Annotated in this window: 15 protein-coding genes; 14 read left to right on the top strand and 1 reads right to left on the bottom strand. The window is 39.6% G+C overall.

The genetic code is table 11. The features are described 5' to 3' along the window. Positions 1-9 precede the first annotated feature (9 nt). The gene (locus Q1W14_RS21740; protein WP_300704967.1) at positions 10-1,917 is read right to left on the bottom strand and encodes an NADH-quinone oxidoreductase subunit NuoF; all 1,908 of its coding nucleotides are present in this window, start codon (positions 1,915-1,917) and stop codon (positions 10-12) included. Between the two features lie 256 nt (positions 1,918-2,173). Between Q1W14_RS21740 and Q1W14_RS21745 the strand changes: the two genes are divergently transcribed. From Q1W14_RS21745 to Q1W14_RS21810, 14 genes are all read left to right on the top strand, one after another. Continuing rightward, on the top strand, positions 2,174-2,512 hold the full coding sequence (locus tag Q1W14_RS21745; RefSeq protein ID WP_300704968.1) for a PadR family transcriptional regulator: 339 nt from the start codon (positions 2,174-2,176) through the stop codon (positions 2,510-2,512). Positions 2,513-2,582: 70 nt separating this feature from the next. Next, positions 2,583-3,698 carry a PspC domain-containing protein gene (locus Q1W14_RS21750; protein ID WP_300704970.1) on the top strand — a complete coding sequence of 372 codons (1,116 nt, stop codon included), beginning with the start codon at positions 2,583-2,585 and terminating at the stop codon, positions 3,696-3,698. Between the two features lie 405 nt (positions 3,699-4,103). Next, positions 4,104-4,640: a UpxY family transcription antiterminator gene (locus Q1W14_RS21755; RefSeq protein ID WP_300704972.1), complete on the top strand. Its 537-nt coding sequence runs from the start codon at positions 4,104-4,106 to the stop codon at positions 4,638-4,640. A gap of 97 nt (positions 4,641-4,737) precedes the next feature. After that, positions 4,738-5,223, top strand: coding sequence for a UpxZ family transcription anti-terminator antagonist (locus Q1W14_RS21760; RefSeq protein WP_300704974.1), 486 nt, complete (start codon positions 4,738-4,740; stop codon positions 5,221-5,223). A 27-nt stretch (positions 5,224-5,250) separates the two neighbouring features. After that, positions 5,251-6,459, top strand: coding sequence for a UDP-N-acetylglucosamine 4,6-dehydratase (locus Q1W14_RS21765; protein WP_300704976.1), 1,209 nt, complete (start codon positions 5,251-5,253; stop codon positions 6,457-6,459). 21 nt (positions 6,460-6,480) lie between these two features. Beyond that, positions 6,481-7,629: a LegC family aminotransferase gene (locus Q1W14_RS21770; protein ID WP_300704978.1), complete on the top strand. Its 1,149-nt coding sequence runs from the start codon at positions 6,481-6,483 to the stop codon at positions 7,627-7,629. Then, a complete protein-coding gene (locus tag Q1W14_RS21775) occupies positions 7,626-8,258 on the top strand; it encodes an acetyltransferase (protein ID WP_300704980.1) in 633 nt (210 codons plus the stop codon). The genes Q1W14_RS21770 and Q1W14_RS21775 overlap by 4 nt, the downstream gene beginning before the upstream one ends. Beyond that, on the top strand, positions 8,258-9,274 hold the full coding sequence (neuB, locus tag Q1W14_RS21780) for an N-acetylneuraminate synthase (protein WP_300704982.1): 1,017 nt from the start codon (positions 8,258-8,260) through the stop codon (positions 9,272-9,274). The genes Q1W14_RS21775 and neuB overlap by 1 nt, the downstream gene beginning before the upstream one ends. A gap of 6 nt (positions 9,275-9,280) precedes the next feature. Continuing rightward, the gene (neuC, locus tag Q1W14_RS21785; protein WP_300704983.1) at positions 9,281-10,441 is read left to right on the top strand and encodes a UDP-N-acetylglucosamine 2-epimerase; all 1,161 of its coding nucleotides are present in this window, start codon (positions 9,281-9,283) and stop codon (positions 10,439-10,441) included. Positions 10,442-10,446: 5 nt separating this feature from the next. Continuing rightward, positions 10,447-11,169 (top strand): acylneuraminate cytidylyltransferase family protein, encoded by a 723-nt coding sequence (locus Q1W14_RS21790; protein WP_300704985.1) that lies wholly within the window; start codon positions 10,447-10,449, stop codon positions 11,167-11,169. Next, entirely contained in the window at positions 11,166-11,678 is a 513-nt protein-coding gene (locus tag Q1W14_RS21795) for a Gfo/Idh/MocA family oxidoreductase (protein WP_300704987.1), read from the top strand. The genes Q1W14_RS21790 and Q1W14_RS21795 overlap by 4 nt, the downstream gene beginning before the upstream one ends. Next, on the top strand, positions 11,663-12,085 hold the full coding sequence (locus Q1W14_RS21800) for a hypothetical protein (protein WP_300704988.1): 423 nt from the start codon (positions 11,663-11,665) through the stop codon (positions 12,083-12,085). Before Q1W14_RS21795 ends, Q1W14_RS21800 begins: the two co-directional genes overlap by 16 nt. After that, positions 12,069-12,806 carry an SDR family oxidoreductase gene (locus tag Q1W14_RS21805; protein ID WP_300704989.1) on the top strand — a complete coding sequence of 246 codons (738 nt, stop codon included), beginning with the start codon at positions 12,069-12,071 and terminating at the stop codon, positions 12,804-12,806. The genes Q1W14_RS21800 and Q1W14_RS21805 overlap by 17 nt, the downstream gene beginning before the upstream one ends. A gap of 23 nt (positions 12,807-12,829) precedes the next feature. Continuing rightward, positions 12,830-14,188 (top strand): hypothetical protein, encoded by a 1,359-nt coding sequence (locus Q1W14_RS21810; RefSeq protein ID WP_300704990.1) that lies wholly within the window; start codon positions 12,830-12,832, stop codon positions 14,186-14,188. Positions 14,189-14,194 lie beyond the last annotated feature (6 nt).

The raw sequence follows: 14,194 nt of genomic DNA on the forward strand, positions 1-14,194 counted from the left end.
AGTAAAGATTTAGCAGACATTGATTGCTTTGAATTTGCAGCGTGCCATGCACATGCCGCACTTGATACACGTCTCAGGATTGATAACGTGCGGTTTACGCATATCTCCCATAATTGCATCTGCCGGGCAGTTCTTGGCGCATAAGTGGCAACCAATACAGAGTTCCGGACTGATGGTATAGGTCAGCAATGATTTACATTGCTTGGCACGGCACGTCTTATCTTTGATATGTTCTAAATACTCATCATAGAAATTATTGAGCGTTGAGAGTACCGGATTGGGTGAAGTCTGTCCTAATCCGCAAAGAGCTGTATCTTTGATGACTTGCCCCAGGGTTGAGAGTGTTTTCAAGTCTTTTTCCGTTCCACATCCTTGGGTAATCTTATTGAGCAATTCCAGTAAACGCTTGTTCCCAATGCGACAGGGAGTACATTTTCCGCACGATTCTTCTACCGTGAAGTCCAGATAGAAACGGGCTACCGATACCATACAATCGTCTTCATCCATCACAATCATACCACCGGAACCCATCATGGAACCTTCCGCAAGCAGATTGTCGAAATCAATCGGAGTATCTAGATGTTTCTCAGTCAAACAACCACCCGAAGGACCGCCCGTCTGCACCGCCTTAAATTTCTTTCCTCCTTTGATGCCTCCACCGATTTCATAAATTACTTCACGCAGGGTAGTTCCCATAGGGACTTCTATCAATCCTACATTATTAATCTTTCCAGCCAAGGCAAATACTTTCGTTCCTTTAGAACGTTCTGTGCCGATAGATGAAAACCATTCGGCACCTTTGGTCAGGATAATAGGTATATTGGCAAGCGTCTCCACATTGTTGACGTTGGTAGGTTTGCCTAGATAACCTTCTTCTGCCGGGAAAGGGGGCTTCAAAGTCGGTTCTCCGCGTTTACCTTCCATTGAATGGATAAGTGCGGTTTCTTCACCACAAACAAAGGCTCCGGCTCCATAACGGATTTCAATGTCGAAGTTAAAGTTGGTTCCCAGAATATTGTTTCCTAATAATTCATATTCACGTGCCTGAGCAATAGCAATTTTTAAGCGTTGGATAGCAAGCGGATACTCAGCCCGGATATAAACCAACCCTTTGGGGGATCCGATGGAGTAACCACAAATAGCCATAGCCTCGATAATGGAGTGGGGATCTCCTTCCATAATCGAACGGTCCATAAATGCCCCGGGATCGCCTTCGTCCGCATTACACACTACATATTTCATATCGGCTTGTTGCTTATGGGCAAACTCCCATTTCTTACCGGTGGGGAAACCACCACCACCACGTCCGCGTAAACCCGAACGCTTGATGACGTCAATTACCTCCTGCGGTTTCTTGGTAAGCAGACTATCCGCCAAAGCTATATAACCGTTCAGGGCTATATACTCTTCTATATTCTCCGGATCGATAAAGCCGCAGTTGCGTAAAGCGATACGCATCTGCTTCCGGTAAAAGTCCATGTGTTTGGAGTCACTGACTGCCTGTTCTGTTTTCGGATCTATATAAAGTAAACGTTCTATCTTGTGTCCACCTATTATATGCTCACTGATGATTTCTTCAGCATCTTCGGGGATTACTTGGGTGTAAAACGTATTATCAGGGATAATCTTGACGATAGGCCCTTTCTCACAGAATCCGAAACAACCGGTGGTTATCACGTCTACCTTATCGGCAATATTGTTTTTCTCGAGTGCCTGCTGGAGCTTTTCAGCTATGACGTGACTGGATGAAGCTTTACAGCCTGTACCTCCACAAATTAGGATTTGCAGATGTTCTGTGCCCACTGCCAGCCCACAGCATTGTTCAGCTACTACTTCATTGCTTTGTTCGCGCAGAAGAAGTGCCTTTTCGGCTTTTTCCCTGATTGCTTTCAGATCATGGATAGTTAGTACTTTCATTATGTAAATAGATTAGGGTTAAAACAAAGATAAGAAAAGGTTTTAATATAGCAAAAAGAAAGTGTACTAAAACGAAATAGTTAATAAATCGTAATACAAAGTACTTTGTAATACAAGGTACTAATATAATGCATATATTTGTGCCATACAAATAAGCGAAGATAATGAGAGACTAAGCCGATAATTCATTTTCTCATTTAATGTATCGCCAAATTGTAAATTGTAAATTGTAAATCGTTAAATTGTAAATAACCACATGGATGTAAACAATGTAAAGTCGCAAATGCGCAAGGGCATGCTTGAATATTGTATCATGCTGCTGCTTCATAAGGAACCGGCTTACGCTTCGGACATCATCCAGAAGCTGAAAGAAGCTATGCTGATTGTAGTGGAGGGTACACTTTACCCGTTGCTCACTCGTCTAAAAAATGACGACCTCCTAAGTTACGAATGGATAGAATCCACCCAAGGTCCCCCTCGTAAATATTATCGGTTGACCGAACAAGGCGAAGTCTTTCTAAGTGAATTAGAAATATCTTGGAGAGAACTGAACGAAACAGTCAATCACATTGCAAATGCTCATAATAATGAGTAATGAAAAATTAGCAATAAGTAACTTCAATTGTAAATCGTAAATAGTCAAATCGAAAATAAATTAGGGTGTTATGAAAAAGACATTAACAGTAAATTTAGGCGGAACCGTTTTCAACATAGACGATGATGCATACCGCCTTTTGGATAATTACCTTTGTAATCTCAAACTGCACTTCAGAAAAGAAGCTGGTGCCGATGAGATTGTAGATGATATTGAACGCCGTATTTCCGAGTTATTTGCCGAAAAGCTTTCAGCAGGTTCTCAAGTAATCACCATTACCGACGTGGAAGAAGTGATTGCCCGAATGGGAAAGCCTGAAGATATGGGATCTGGTGAGGAAAGCGGAGAAAATGCTTCCGACAATAAAAATGCAGGTAGCGGTTATGGTTCTGGTGCTTGGAGTGGTCAAACTTCTTACGGCAGTTCTACTGCGCGCCGCCGCCTTTACCGTAATCCGGATGACAAGATGTTGGGAGGTGTAGTCAGTGGTATGGCAGCTTATTTGGGATGGGATGTAACTTTGCTTCGTTTGTTGCTACTCGTAGTTTTGATATGTGGAGTAGGTACATTGATTCCGGTTTACATTGTTTGCTGGCTGATTATCCCCGAAGCACAGACGGCTGCGGAGAAACTGAATATGCGTGGCGAAGCTGTTACAGTGGAGAATATCGGAAAGACGGTAACTGATGGTTTTGAGAAAGTAACCAATGGTGTCAATGATTACATGAAATCAGACAAGCCTCGTACTGCTCTACAGAAGATAGGAGATATGTTAGTGATGGTTGCTGGCTGGTTCCTGAAGGTATGTCTGGTAATATTCGCTATTATTTGCAGTCCGATTCTGTTTGTATTCGGGGTGGTATTTGTAGCTCTTCTGTTTGCTGCGGTGATGGTAGCTATCGGAGGTGGTGCAGCACTGATCTCACTCTTCCCGATGTATGATGTAGTATTGCCTACTTCACCACTATCAGCCATTGTAATGTACATAGCAGGTGTACTGTTGGTAGGTATTCCTCTGGTTTCCATCGTATGGGCTATCTTCCGCCAGATATTTAACTGGCAACCGATGAATTCAGGTTTGAAGTGGACGTTGATTATTCTTTGGATTGTAAGTGCAGCTTGTTTTGGAATCTGCTTCGCCATACAGGGAGCTACATTCCCGGAACTGGGTATTTTCAACATCTGAGAAATATCTTTTCATTTTCAATCAGAAACTTAATACATAACTTCTCTCTGTCTTCTTATTTTGAAGTTTGTAATTGATTGATTATTAGTAAAGTGAAAGGGCTACACCCTTTGTTATGGATGGCTACACCCTTTAGTGCTTAGGGCTACACCATCCGGGCAAAAGGGTGTAGCCCTTTTCTTATACTAAAATTTTTTTATTAAACATTTTGCTAGTTTCAAAAATAGGGTATATCTTTGCGTCCATTAAACGAACGTCTTTTAAACGTTTAATGTTTCTAACTCATTCGTTTACATCTATTTATCAGCATTTATATGCCATTGCGGTTTTGAAAGAGCAAATGTCTCGATCGGGCCGCGAAGCGTACCCAAAACAAACTTCCTATCATCTAATAAACTTCCTCAAGTGTCTGAAAAACAGAAATATTGGTTCGCAGCCCGTACACTAAGTAAACAGGAGTTTGCTGTTCAGAAACGTATCGAAAAGCTGAATTTAGAGGAAAAAATAGATGTCGAATGCTACCTTCCTACCCGAACTGTAGTCACACAATTAAAATATCGTCGGAAGCGTAGTGTAGTCCCCGTTGCCCGTGGTTTGATTTTTATTCATGCTACCAAGCAGGCTGCTTGTGATATTCCCAATATTTACGGTGTTCAGGTCTTTTATATGAGAGACCTTTCCACACATTCCATGTTGATAGTTCCCGATAAACAAATGCAGGACTTCATGTTTGTGATGGATTTGAATCCTGATGGCGTTAGCTTTGATAACGAACCTCTTACCATTGGTCAGAAAGTTACTGTTGTTAAAGGCGAATTCAGTGGTGTTGAGGGAGAAATTTCCACAGAAGCTAATAAAACTTACGTTGTTATCCGCATTACGGGCGTTTTGGTGGCGAGCATCAAGGTTCCTAAATCCTATCTGAAGGTAATAAAGGACTGAAACTGATTATCATTAATAATATTGACACGCTGTCATTCTGAGTTTGTCAAAGGCCCTCTTCTTTCTTTTCCAGTAAATCTAAAAACTTAATACAAAGATGAATTCTTTACTTTCCCGTGCTTTTGAGCTCCAGCAAGCAGCTCACGATCTTCTGTACTTAGATATGAACAATGAACCAATTTATTCCGATGATTTTTGTCGGTTGAATAAAGATGTTCTTGTCAAATCCGATTCTCTATTCGTGGAAAATGGTGCTAATCTCGAAGAAGAAGCGAACTTGTGTCTCGCTCTTTTGCTCGGGTATAATGCAACTATATATGATAATGGGGATAAAGGACAAAAGAAGCAAATAATTTTAGATCGTATCTCTGATCTTTTGGAGCAACTTCCGGCTTCATTACTCAAAGTACGATTGTTGACTTATTGCTATGGAGAAGTATATGAAGAGGCTTTGCTTCAGCAGGCTCATGCTATTGTTAATGACTGGAATGATAAAATATTAACAAAAGAACAGGCGGAAATTATCGAGGAGTTGAAGAATATTGAAGAGAATCCTTATCCGTTCGAAGAGGTAGAGAAATAGAAAGTATCATTTGAAATACTAATGCAAATGCTTAATATTGATAAGTTTATTAGTGAGAATATAACTTCTCGCTCTAATAGTATGTTTGCTATTGATATTGAAGCAAACTATCAACAGCTCCAACAAGAAATTGAAGGAAAGAGCCTTTTGGTTATTGGAGGTGCAGGTTCTATCGGATCTTCATATATTCGCGCCATGTTACCTTTTAAGCCATCCAAACTCGTTGTTGTGGATTTGAATGAGAATGGCTTGGCCGAATTAACCCGTGACCTTCGTTCTACTTACGGCATGTATGTTCCCGAAGAATACCGTACTTATACATTAAACTTCGCAGATACTATCTTCGAGCATATTTTTTGTGAAGAAAAAGGCTTTGATATTGTGGCCAATTTTTCTGCTCATAAACATGTACGTAGTGAAAAGGATAAATATTCAGTCCAAGCTTTGATTGAGAACAATGTAATCAAAGCAAAAAAACTGTTGGATCTGCTGACAGAATATCCTCCCAAACATTTTTTCTGTGTATCTACCGATAAAGCAGCTAATCCTGTTAATATCATGGGAGCCAGCAAACGTGTCATGGAAGATATGATTATGGCTTATAGTGCAAAATTCAAAGTAACCACTGCCCGTTTCGCCAATGTGGCTTTCTCTAATGGCTCTTTGCTTGCAGGTTTCATAGACCGTATCATGAAGAAACAGCCTTTAGCAGCACCGAGTGACGTGAAACGTTATTTTGTTTCTCCGGAAGAAAGCGGACAAATTTGTATGTTGGCTTGCATGTTGGGACATAATGGAGAAATATTCTTTCCAAAGTTAGGTGAAGAGCAAATGATAACTTTTTCATCCATTTGTGATAAGTTCCTGGATGCGTTAGGCTACGAAAAGAAAGAATGTACATCAGATGAGGAAGCCAAGAAATTTGCTACTGAAATGCCTGAAAATAGTAAAGTATATCCTGTTGTTTACTTCAAAAGCGATACCACAGGAGAAAAGGATTATGAGGAATTCTATGTTCCAGGTGAAAAATTGAATATGGAACGATTCGCTTCTTTAGGAGTAATTGAAGAAGTGACAAAACGCCCCATGCGGGAACTTGATGTCTTTTTTAAAGATATGGAACAAATATTCTATAAAGAAGACTTCTCCAAATCTGAAGTAGTAAATGCACTACACCGTTTTTTGCCCAATTTTGAGCATATTGAGAAGGGCAAGAATTTAGATCAGAAAATGTAATCAAATAGGAATTCTGAACCTATGTATAGTGATATAACAAATTTTATTCATCAGCTTTATGGAACAGATGATTTTGTGCCTTTGCATGCTCCTCTGTTTATAGGTAATGAGAAGAAGTATCTGAACGAATGCATTGACACTACCTTTGTGTCCAGTGTCGGTAAATTTGTTGATCGTTTTGAAGAAGAAATAGCAGCCTATACCGGTGCAAAGAAAGTTGTGGTTTGTGTGAGTGGAACCAATGCTCTTCATATGGCTATGATGCTTGTAGGTGTGGAGCGTGATGATGAAGTGCTGACACAGGCATTGACTTTTATTGCTACTTGTAATGCCATCAGCTATATAGGTGCTCATCCGGTTTTTATAGATGTTGATAAGGAAACTCTTGGTCTTTCTCCAAACGCAGTCAAAGTTTGGTTACAAAAAAATGCAGAAATCAAGAATAATACTTGCTACAATAAAAATACGAGCAGACGCATTAAAGCATGTGTTCCGATGCATACTTTCGGGCATCCAGTTAAAATTGATGAATTAGCCGAAATCTGCAAAGAATGGCATATTGAACTAGTAGAAGATGCTGCCGAGAGCTTAGGTAGTTTCTATAAAAGGCAACATACCGGTACGTTCGGTAGGGTCAGCGCTATTAGCTTTAATGGAAACAAGACAATCACTACCGGTGGTGGTGGTATGTTGTTGTTCCAAGATGAAGAATTGGGAAAACTTGCAAAACATCTGACGACTCAGGCTAAAGTTCCTCACCGCTGGGCTTTCATCCATGACCATATCGGTTATAACTATCGTATGCCCAATATTAATGCTGCTTTAGGATGTGCTCAGTTAGAGAATCTTGAAAGATACGTTGAAGATAAGCGGAATACCGCTGAACGATACAAAGAATTCTTTGCAAACATGCCTGATATAACCTTCTTTTCTGAGCCGGCAGATAGCCGTTCTAATTATTGGCTTAATGTGGTTTTATTGGATGACAAAGCCAGTCAACAAGAATTTCTTGAGTATACAAACGATCATGGTGTCATGACGCGCCCTGTTTGGGAGTTAATGAACCGATTGGATATGTTCAAGCACTGCGAAACGGATGGGCTGAAGAATACGGAGTGGTTGGCGGATAGAATAGTGAATATACCGAGTAGTGTACGTTTAATAAAATGAGACCTCTGATATTAGTTGGTGGCGGTGGTCATTGCAAGTCTGTAATTGATGCGGCTGAAAGTGCCGACTTTACGATAAAAGGTGTTTTAGATATACCGGAAAATGTAGGTAAGTTTATACTTGGCTATCAAATTATAGGAACGGATGATGACATTCCTAAATTTGTAGATGATTGTGACTTTATTGTCACTGTAGGGTTTATCAAAGATACTTCCCTGCGCATTTGCCTTCATGAGAATATCGAAAAAGTAGGCGGCCAATTAGCTACGGTAATAGCCTCTACTGCTCATGTTTCACGCTATGCGGCAATCGCTTCAGGAACAGTTGTATTGCATCAGGCAACCATTAATGCGTCAGTAAACATAGGCAAAGGATGTATTATCAACACCTCTGCCAACATAGAACATGATGCTGTTATTGGGAATTATTGTCACATCTCTACCGGGGCGATGGTAAATGGTGATTGTAAAGTCGGTAATTGTACTTTTTTAGGCAGCCAGTCGGTAATGGTAAATGCAACCTCTATTGTAGACGGTTGTATTATTGCCGCTGGGGCTATGGTTCGTAAAAATATTGTTCAAAGAGGGGTTTACTCTGGTAATCCGGCTCTTTTAAAAATTAAAATCTGATGTTTCCTCTACGTACATTGATAATCGCTGAAGCCGGGGTAAATCATAACGGTTCGTTGGAATTGGCTAAACATCTGATTAATGCTGCTGCAGAAGCTGGTGTGGATTATGTCAAATTCCAAACCTTCAGAGCGGACAATCTTGTGTCCAAAACAGCTGAAATGGCAGATTATCAAAGGAGAAATACGAATAATGAAGATTCGAGTCAATATGCAATGCTCAAGAAACTGGAACTTAGCCCTGCGGACCATCAAGAATTGATTTCATATTGTGCTGAAAAGAATGTGAAATTTTTCTCTACAGCTTTTGATTTGGAAAGTATTGATTTCCTTGCGTCTTTACATCTTGGATTGTGGAAAATACCCTCTGGTGAAATTACAAACTATCCCTATATCAAAAAGATTGCCGAATATAAAGAACCTGTTATTCTTTCTACAGGAATGAGCAATTTTGATGAAATAGAGGATGCAATAGCCCTATTGATAAAGTACGGTGTGCCTAAAGAACGGCTTACGGTACTTCATTGTAACACGGAATATCCTACTCCTATGTCAGATGTGAATTTGCGGGCGATGCAAACTATGAAAGAAAAACTAGGTGTGCAGATTGGCTATTCAGACCATACATCAGGGATTGAGGTCCCCATTGCAGCGGTAGCTTTAGGAGCAACTATCATTGAAAAACATTTCACACTTGACCGTACTATGGACGGACCGGATCACAGAGCCTCTCTTGAACCGGCAGAATTGAAAGCAATGGTAAATTCTATCCGAAATATAGAACAAGCACTGGGAAAGGCGGACAAGTTTATAACTCACTCGGAGAGTAAAAACAAATCAGTAGCAAGAAAAAGTATTGTTGCAGCTAGGAATATTGAATGTGGAGAGACTTTTACAGAAGAAAATTTGACTGTAAAACGTCCCGGTGATGGCATTTCTCCTATGAAATGGGAAGAAGTGATAGGCACTTCGGCTATTCGTTTTTTTAAAATGGATGAACAGATTTCTTTAAAATAGAGATTTATGAGTAAAAGAAAGATATGTGTTATCACTGGCAGCCGTGCAGAATATGGATTATTAAGCGGCTTGATGCAAGCCATCCAAGAAGATGATTATTTAATCTTGCAAATAATAGCAACTAATATGCATCTTTCTCCTGAATTCGGTCTGACTTATAAAGAAATAGAGAAGGACGGATTTGTTATTGATAGGAAAGTAGAAATGCTGCTTTCGTCAGATACAGCAAATGCCACGGCCAAATCAGTAGGTTTAGGTACTATTGGTTTTGCTGATGCGTATGAAGAGTTACGCCCCGATATGATTGTTGTACTGGGTGATCGTTTTGAAATATTGGCAGCTGTATCTGCGGCTCTGTTTTATAAAATACCTGTAGCTCATCTACATGGTGGTGAAATAACAGAAGGGGCTTATGACGATTGCATACGTCATGCGATTACTAAAATGAGCCATTTGCATTTTACTTCGACTGAAGAATATAGAAATAGAGTCATTCAGTTAGGGGAACAACCGGAGCGAGTATTCAATGTGGGGGCGATTGGTGTAGAGAATATTAAAAAGACTTCTTTACTATCTAAAGAAGATTTAGAGCAAAGCCTCCAATTTCATTTAGGCAATAATTCAATACTAGTGACCTATCATCCAACGACTTTAGAGTACTCTACGGCTGAAGAGCAGTGTCGCAATCTTTTAGAAACATTGGAAGTATTCTTCGATTATCGTATCATCTTTACCCTTCCGAATTCTGATACGGACGGGCGCATTATTATGAAGCAGATAAATGAATTCGTTGCAAACAACAAAGGACGGTCTGTTGCATTTGCTTCTTTAGGTAAAGTTCATTATTTGTCAGCTTTGCAGTATGTATCTGCAGTTATAGGTAATTCTTCGAGCGGTATTATCGAAGTACCGAGCTTTGGTATTCCTACCTTGAATATTGGTAACAGACAGAAAGGTCGGATTGCTGCTGAAAGCGTAATACATTGCGGAACTTCAAAAGAACAAATAAGAGAAGGATTGCAGCAAGTTTTTTCAGAAAAAGTAAAAGGACAGGCTAGAAACTGTAATAATCCATATTATAAAGAAAATACAACAACTCTTATTCTCCGAGAATTGAAATCAATTTTGCTGAAAAAGTTAGTTCAGAAATCATTTTATAATTTGTAGAAAGCATGAATATATTGATTACTATTTGTGCCCGTGGCGGTTCTAAAGGAATCCCCGGTAAAAATATTAAGCTGCTCAATGGGAAGCCGTTGATAGGCTATACCATTGATGTTGCAAAGCGCTTCGCCGCAGACATGGGCAATACCACCATTGCCCTCTCGACAGATTCAGATGAAATTATCCGGATTGCTTCAGATTGTAGTTTATCATCGGACTATAAACGTCCTGATTATTTAGCCAACGATACCTGTGGAAAGATTGATGTCATCAATGATATTTTGCGCTATTCAGAGGAGCAGAAAGGGTATATGTTCGACTATGTATTGGATTTGGATGTAACTTCGCCACTTCGCACATTGGAGGACTTGAAAGAGGCTTTTAAGCAAATTCAGGCAGACGAAAATGCGGTCAGCCTCTTTTCGGTGAGTGAACCCGAACGCAATCCATACTTCAATCAGGTGGAACAGAAAGCGAATGGTTATTACGCCCAGGTGAAAGCATTGGAGGACGATGTACTTTCACGGCAGGCAGCTCCTAAAGTCTATGATTTGAATGCCTCATTCTATTTCTATAAGCGTTGTTTCTTTTCTTTAGGGTATAAAGGGGCAATAACTGACCGTTCATTGATTTATTTGATGAACCATATCTGCTTCGATCTTGATCATCCCATCGATTTCGAAATGATTTCTTTCCTATTGGAGAATAACAGACTCGATTTTTCTTTATGAGAGTACTCATCGTCGGACTTGGTTCCATTGCAAGAAAGCATGTGGCGGCATTGCGCCATATAGATCCAAGCGTTGAGCTTTATGCCATGCGCTCGGGAAAAGAATCCAAGTCTTGGGAGGGGATTACGGATTTATATGATTGGCGCCAGTTGGAAACTATTCGTTTCGATTTCGCCATTATTTCCAATCCTACATCGGAACACATGTCAACTATCCGTAAATTGTTGCCCTTTCAATTACCTCTTTTTATAGAAAAACCTCTTTATTCAAAGGTGGTTGATGACGAGTTGGTTGCTGAGGTGAAACGGTCGGGTATCATGACGTATGTAGGCTGTAATCTCCGTTTTCATGAATGTCTCCAGAAGACGGTTGATATTATCAGGCAGCATAGAGTGAATGAAGTAAATATCTATTGCGGTTCTTATCTTCCTGATTGGCGTCCTCAGATTGATTACCGTATGGTTTACAGTGCCAACCCTGAAATGGGGGGGGGGTGCACATCGACCTAATTCATGAAGTGGACTATCTTTACTGGTTATTCGGCAAGCCGCAATGCACGCATCATCTGTTTACTCATAAGTCTTCATTGGGTATCCGTGCAATAGACTATGCCAATTACTTGATGGAGTATCCGCAGTTTAACGTAAGTGTAATACTCAATTATTATCGGCGGGATTACAAGCGCACTTTGGAACTGGTCTGCAGCGATGGAACATTTATGGTTGATTTGGCCGCTAATACTATTATTTGTGGAAACGAGGTGCTTTTTTCTTCTACCAAAGGTATTATAGATACCTATCTTTCCCAGATGGAATATTTTATAGAGTGTGTATCTCGACATCGCTGTACTATGAACGATATGGAAGATGCTAATAATGTACTGAAAATAAGTTTGCAGAATGATATTGAAAGATAAAGTAGTGATTATAACCGGTGGTTCTGGACTCATCGGCCGTGAATGCGTGAAAGACGCATGGAAGAAAGGTGCAATTGTTGTCAATGCTGATATTGCTGTGGAGACCGATATAGCCAATGGTACTTATCATCTTGACATGTCGGATGATGACTCTATAGTGAAATTAGTTTCAATGGTTTATGAAAAATATGACCGTATAGACGGGATTGCCAATGTGGCTTATCCCCGTACTAAAGATTGGGGTGCTTTCTTTGAGGATATACCCATGGAATCTTGGCGTAAGAATGTGGATATGCAGTTGAACAGTTGCTTCCTGCTTTGTCAAAAGGTTCTTGCTATAATGAAAATACAGGGCTTTGGCTCCATTGTGAATTTTGGTTCTATCTATGGAGTAGTAGGGAATGACTTTACAATCTATGAAGATTATGGAGGTACTTCTCCTGCTGCATATACAGCGGTAAAGGGAGGCATCATAAACTTTTCTCGCTATTTGGCTTCTTATTTTGGTAAATATGGAATACGCGTAAATGTCGTATCTCCCGGAGGTATCATAGACAAACAGCATCCGTCTTTTATAGAACGTTATTCCGAAAAATCCCTGCTGAAGCGTATGGGACGTCCTGAGGAAATAGCGCCCGCTGTATCTTTTCTGTTATCCGATGAAGCATCATTCATCACTGGTCACAATTTGATGGTTGACGGTGGCTGGACGGCGATTTAAATTTTTGTTGTTAATAGTGAATTATGAAAAAAGGGATAGTATATATCTGTCATCATATTGATACAGAAGGTCCAATGTGGGAAAGTATTGAAGAATTGTTTAATAGAATTAGCAATATCTTTAATTTTGAAAAGTATGAGGTGGAGATGCTTCCTACTTATGATAATTTAGAGAAACTTCAGCGTGGTGAAGTGAATCTTCCAGAAGATATGAAGGATGAGTTATATACAGCTGTTTGTCCTCATACCGTGGGATTTAAACGAAATTGGGGAATGATAGAAGAAATGCTTAATCGTATCATGAAGCCTGAGTTTAGAAATGAAATGAAGGATTCTTTTGGTGATGGTTGGGTTTACAATTGGCATATTATGGACCATGTCGGTTTCGGTTTTGTCAATCCTCGTCATCGTGATTATGGTTATCACAATGTGTTGGATTTTTATCGCTATATGATAAATGTAACAGGCTCCTCCATGGATGCTATTCATTGGCATTTTCATCCTGTACCTTTTGATGGTGTATGTAATCATACAGCCTATAATTATGAAAATTGTTATCCTACACTCCATGGCATAATTACCCGCCGATTAATAGATCGTGGAATTTTTCCAGTCGTTAATCGTCCGGGATTCCACTCAGAACGTGTTGATTCAAACTTCTTTTTAGAACAATGGATTCCTTTTGATCCGGCTAATCAAGTTGTAGAAGATGATGTACAGCCTCGTTTTCAAACTGATATGGCTAATGGGCATGCTGGTGATTGGCGCGGTGCTCCTTCTGATTGGTCTCTTTATCACCCTGATTTTTATGATTGGCGTAGAACAGGAAATATGAATAGATGGATAGCTCGTATCTTAAATATGATGGCTCGTCATCGTTCCATTACAGAAGCAGAGATTGAAAAAGCTTTTGTAAAAGCAGAATTAGGTGATAATGTTTATTTAGGTATTACAGATCATGATTGGCGAGAAATGTCTGATGAGATAAATGAGTTTCGTGAAATGCTGTCAAATGTAGTATCTCGTCACCCTAAAGTAAAGTTTAAATTTTCAGAATCGGTTGAAGGTTTTCGTAATGTTATCGGTTATTCAGCAGAAGAATGTGAGGTAGGCAAAGTGAAACTTGAATATAAGTGGCAAGGTAATGTATTGCATATATTTGTGGTTAATGGAGAGCCTTTCGGTCCTCAACCTTATTTAGCAATCAAAGATGTAACAGGACATTATATACACGATACGTTCGATTTCAATGTTTACAAGAAATCGTATTGTTATACTTTTTGTGCTGATACTGTAGAAATGAAGAATATCGATGCTGTAGTGGTGGCTACCAATGATAAATATGGTAATACTGAAATTCTTAAGGTGAATGTACCTAAATAAATATTT

It is taken from the genome of Bacteroides sp. (assembly GCF_030151085.1).
GTDB lineage: Bacteria > Bacteroidota > Bacteroidia > Bacteroidales > Bacteroidaceae > Bacteroides.

Bases quoted from the DNA above. Each gene is read 5' to 3' on its own strand.
- Q1W14_RS21740 (WP_300704967.1), bottom strand. From the start codon at position 1,917: ATGAAAGTACTAACTATCCATGATCTGAAAGCAATCAGGGAAAAAGCC.
- Q1W14_RS21745 (WP_300704968.1), top strand. From the start codon at position 2,174: ATGGATGTAAACAATGTAAAGTCGCAAATGCGCAAGGGCATGCTTGAA.
- Q1W14_RS21750 (WP_300704970.1), top strand. From the start codon at position 2,583: ATGAAAAAGACATTAACAGTAAATTTAGGCGGAACCGTTTTCAACATA.
- Q1W14_RS21760 (WP_300704974.1), top strand. From the start codon at position 4,738: ATGAATTCTTTACTTTCCCGTGCTTTTGAGCTCCAGCAAGCAGCTCAC.
- Q1W14_RS21765 (WP_300704976.1), top strand. From the start codon at position 5,251: ATGCTTAATATTGATAAGTTTATTAGTGAGAATATAACTTCTCGCTCT.
- Q1W14_RS21770 (WP_300704978.1), top strand. From the start codon at position 6,481: ATGTATAGTGATATAACAAATTTTATTCATCAGCTTTATGGAACAGAT.
- Q1W14_RS21775 (WP_300704980.1), top strand. From the start codon at position 7,626: ATGAGACCTCTGATATTAGTTGGTGGCGGTGGTCATTGCAAGTCTGTA.
- neuB (WP_300704982.1), top strand. From the start codon at position 8,258: ATGTTTCCTCTACGTACATTGATAATCGCTGAAGCCGGGGTAAATCAT.
- neuC (WP_300704983.1), top strand. From the start codon at position 9,281: ATGAGTAAAAGAAAGATATGTGTTATCACTGGCAGCCGTGCAGAATAT.
- Q1W14_RS21790 (WP_300704985.1), top strand. From the start codon at position 10,447: ATGAATATATTGATTACTATTTGTGCCCGTGGCGGTTCTAAAGGAATC.
- Q1W14_RS21795 (WP_300704987.1), top strand. From the start codon at position 11,166: ATGAGAGTACTCATCGTCGGACTTGGTTCCATTGCAAGAAAGCATGTG.
- Q1W14_RS21805 (WP_300704989.1), top strand. From the start codon at position 12,069: ATGATATTGAAAGATAAAGTAGTGATTATAACCGGTGGTTCTGGACTC.
- Q1W14_RS21810 (WP_300704990.1), top strand. From the start codon at position 12,830: ATGAAAAAAGGGATAGTATATATCTGTCATCATATTGATACAGAAGGT.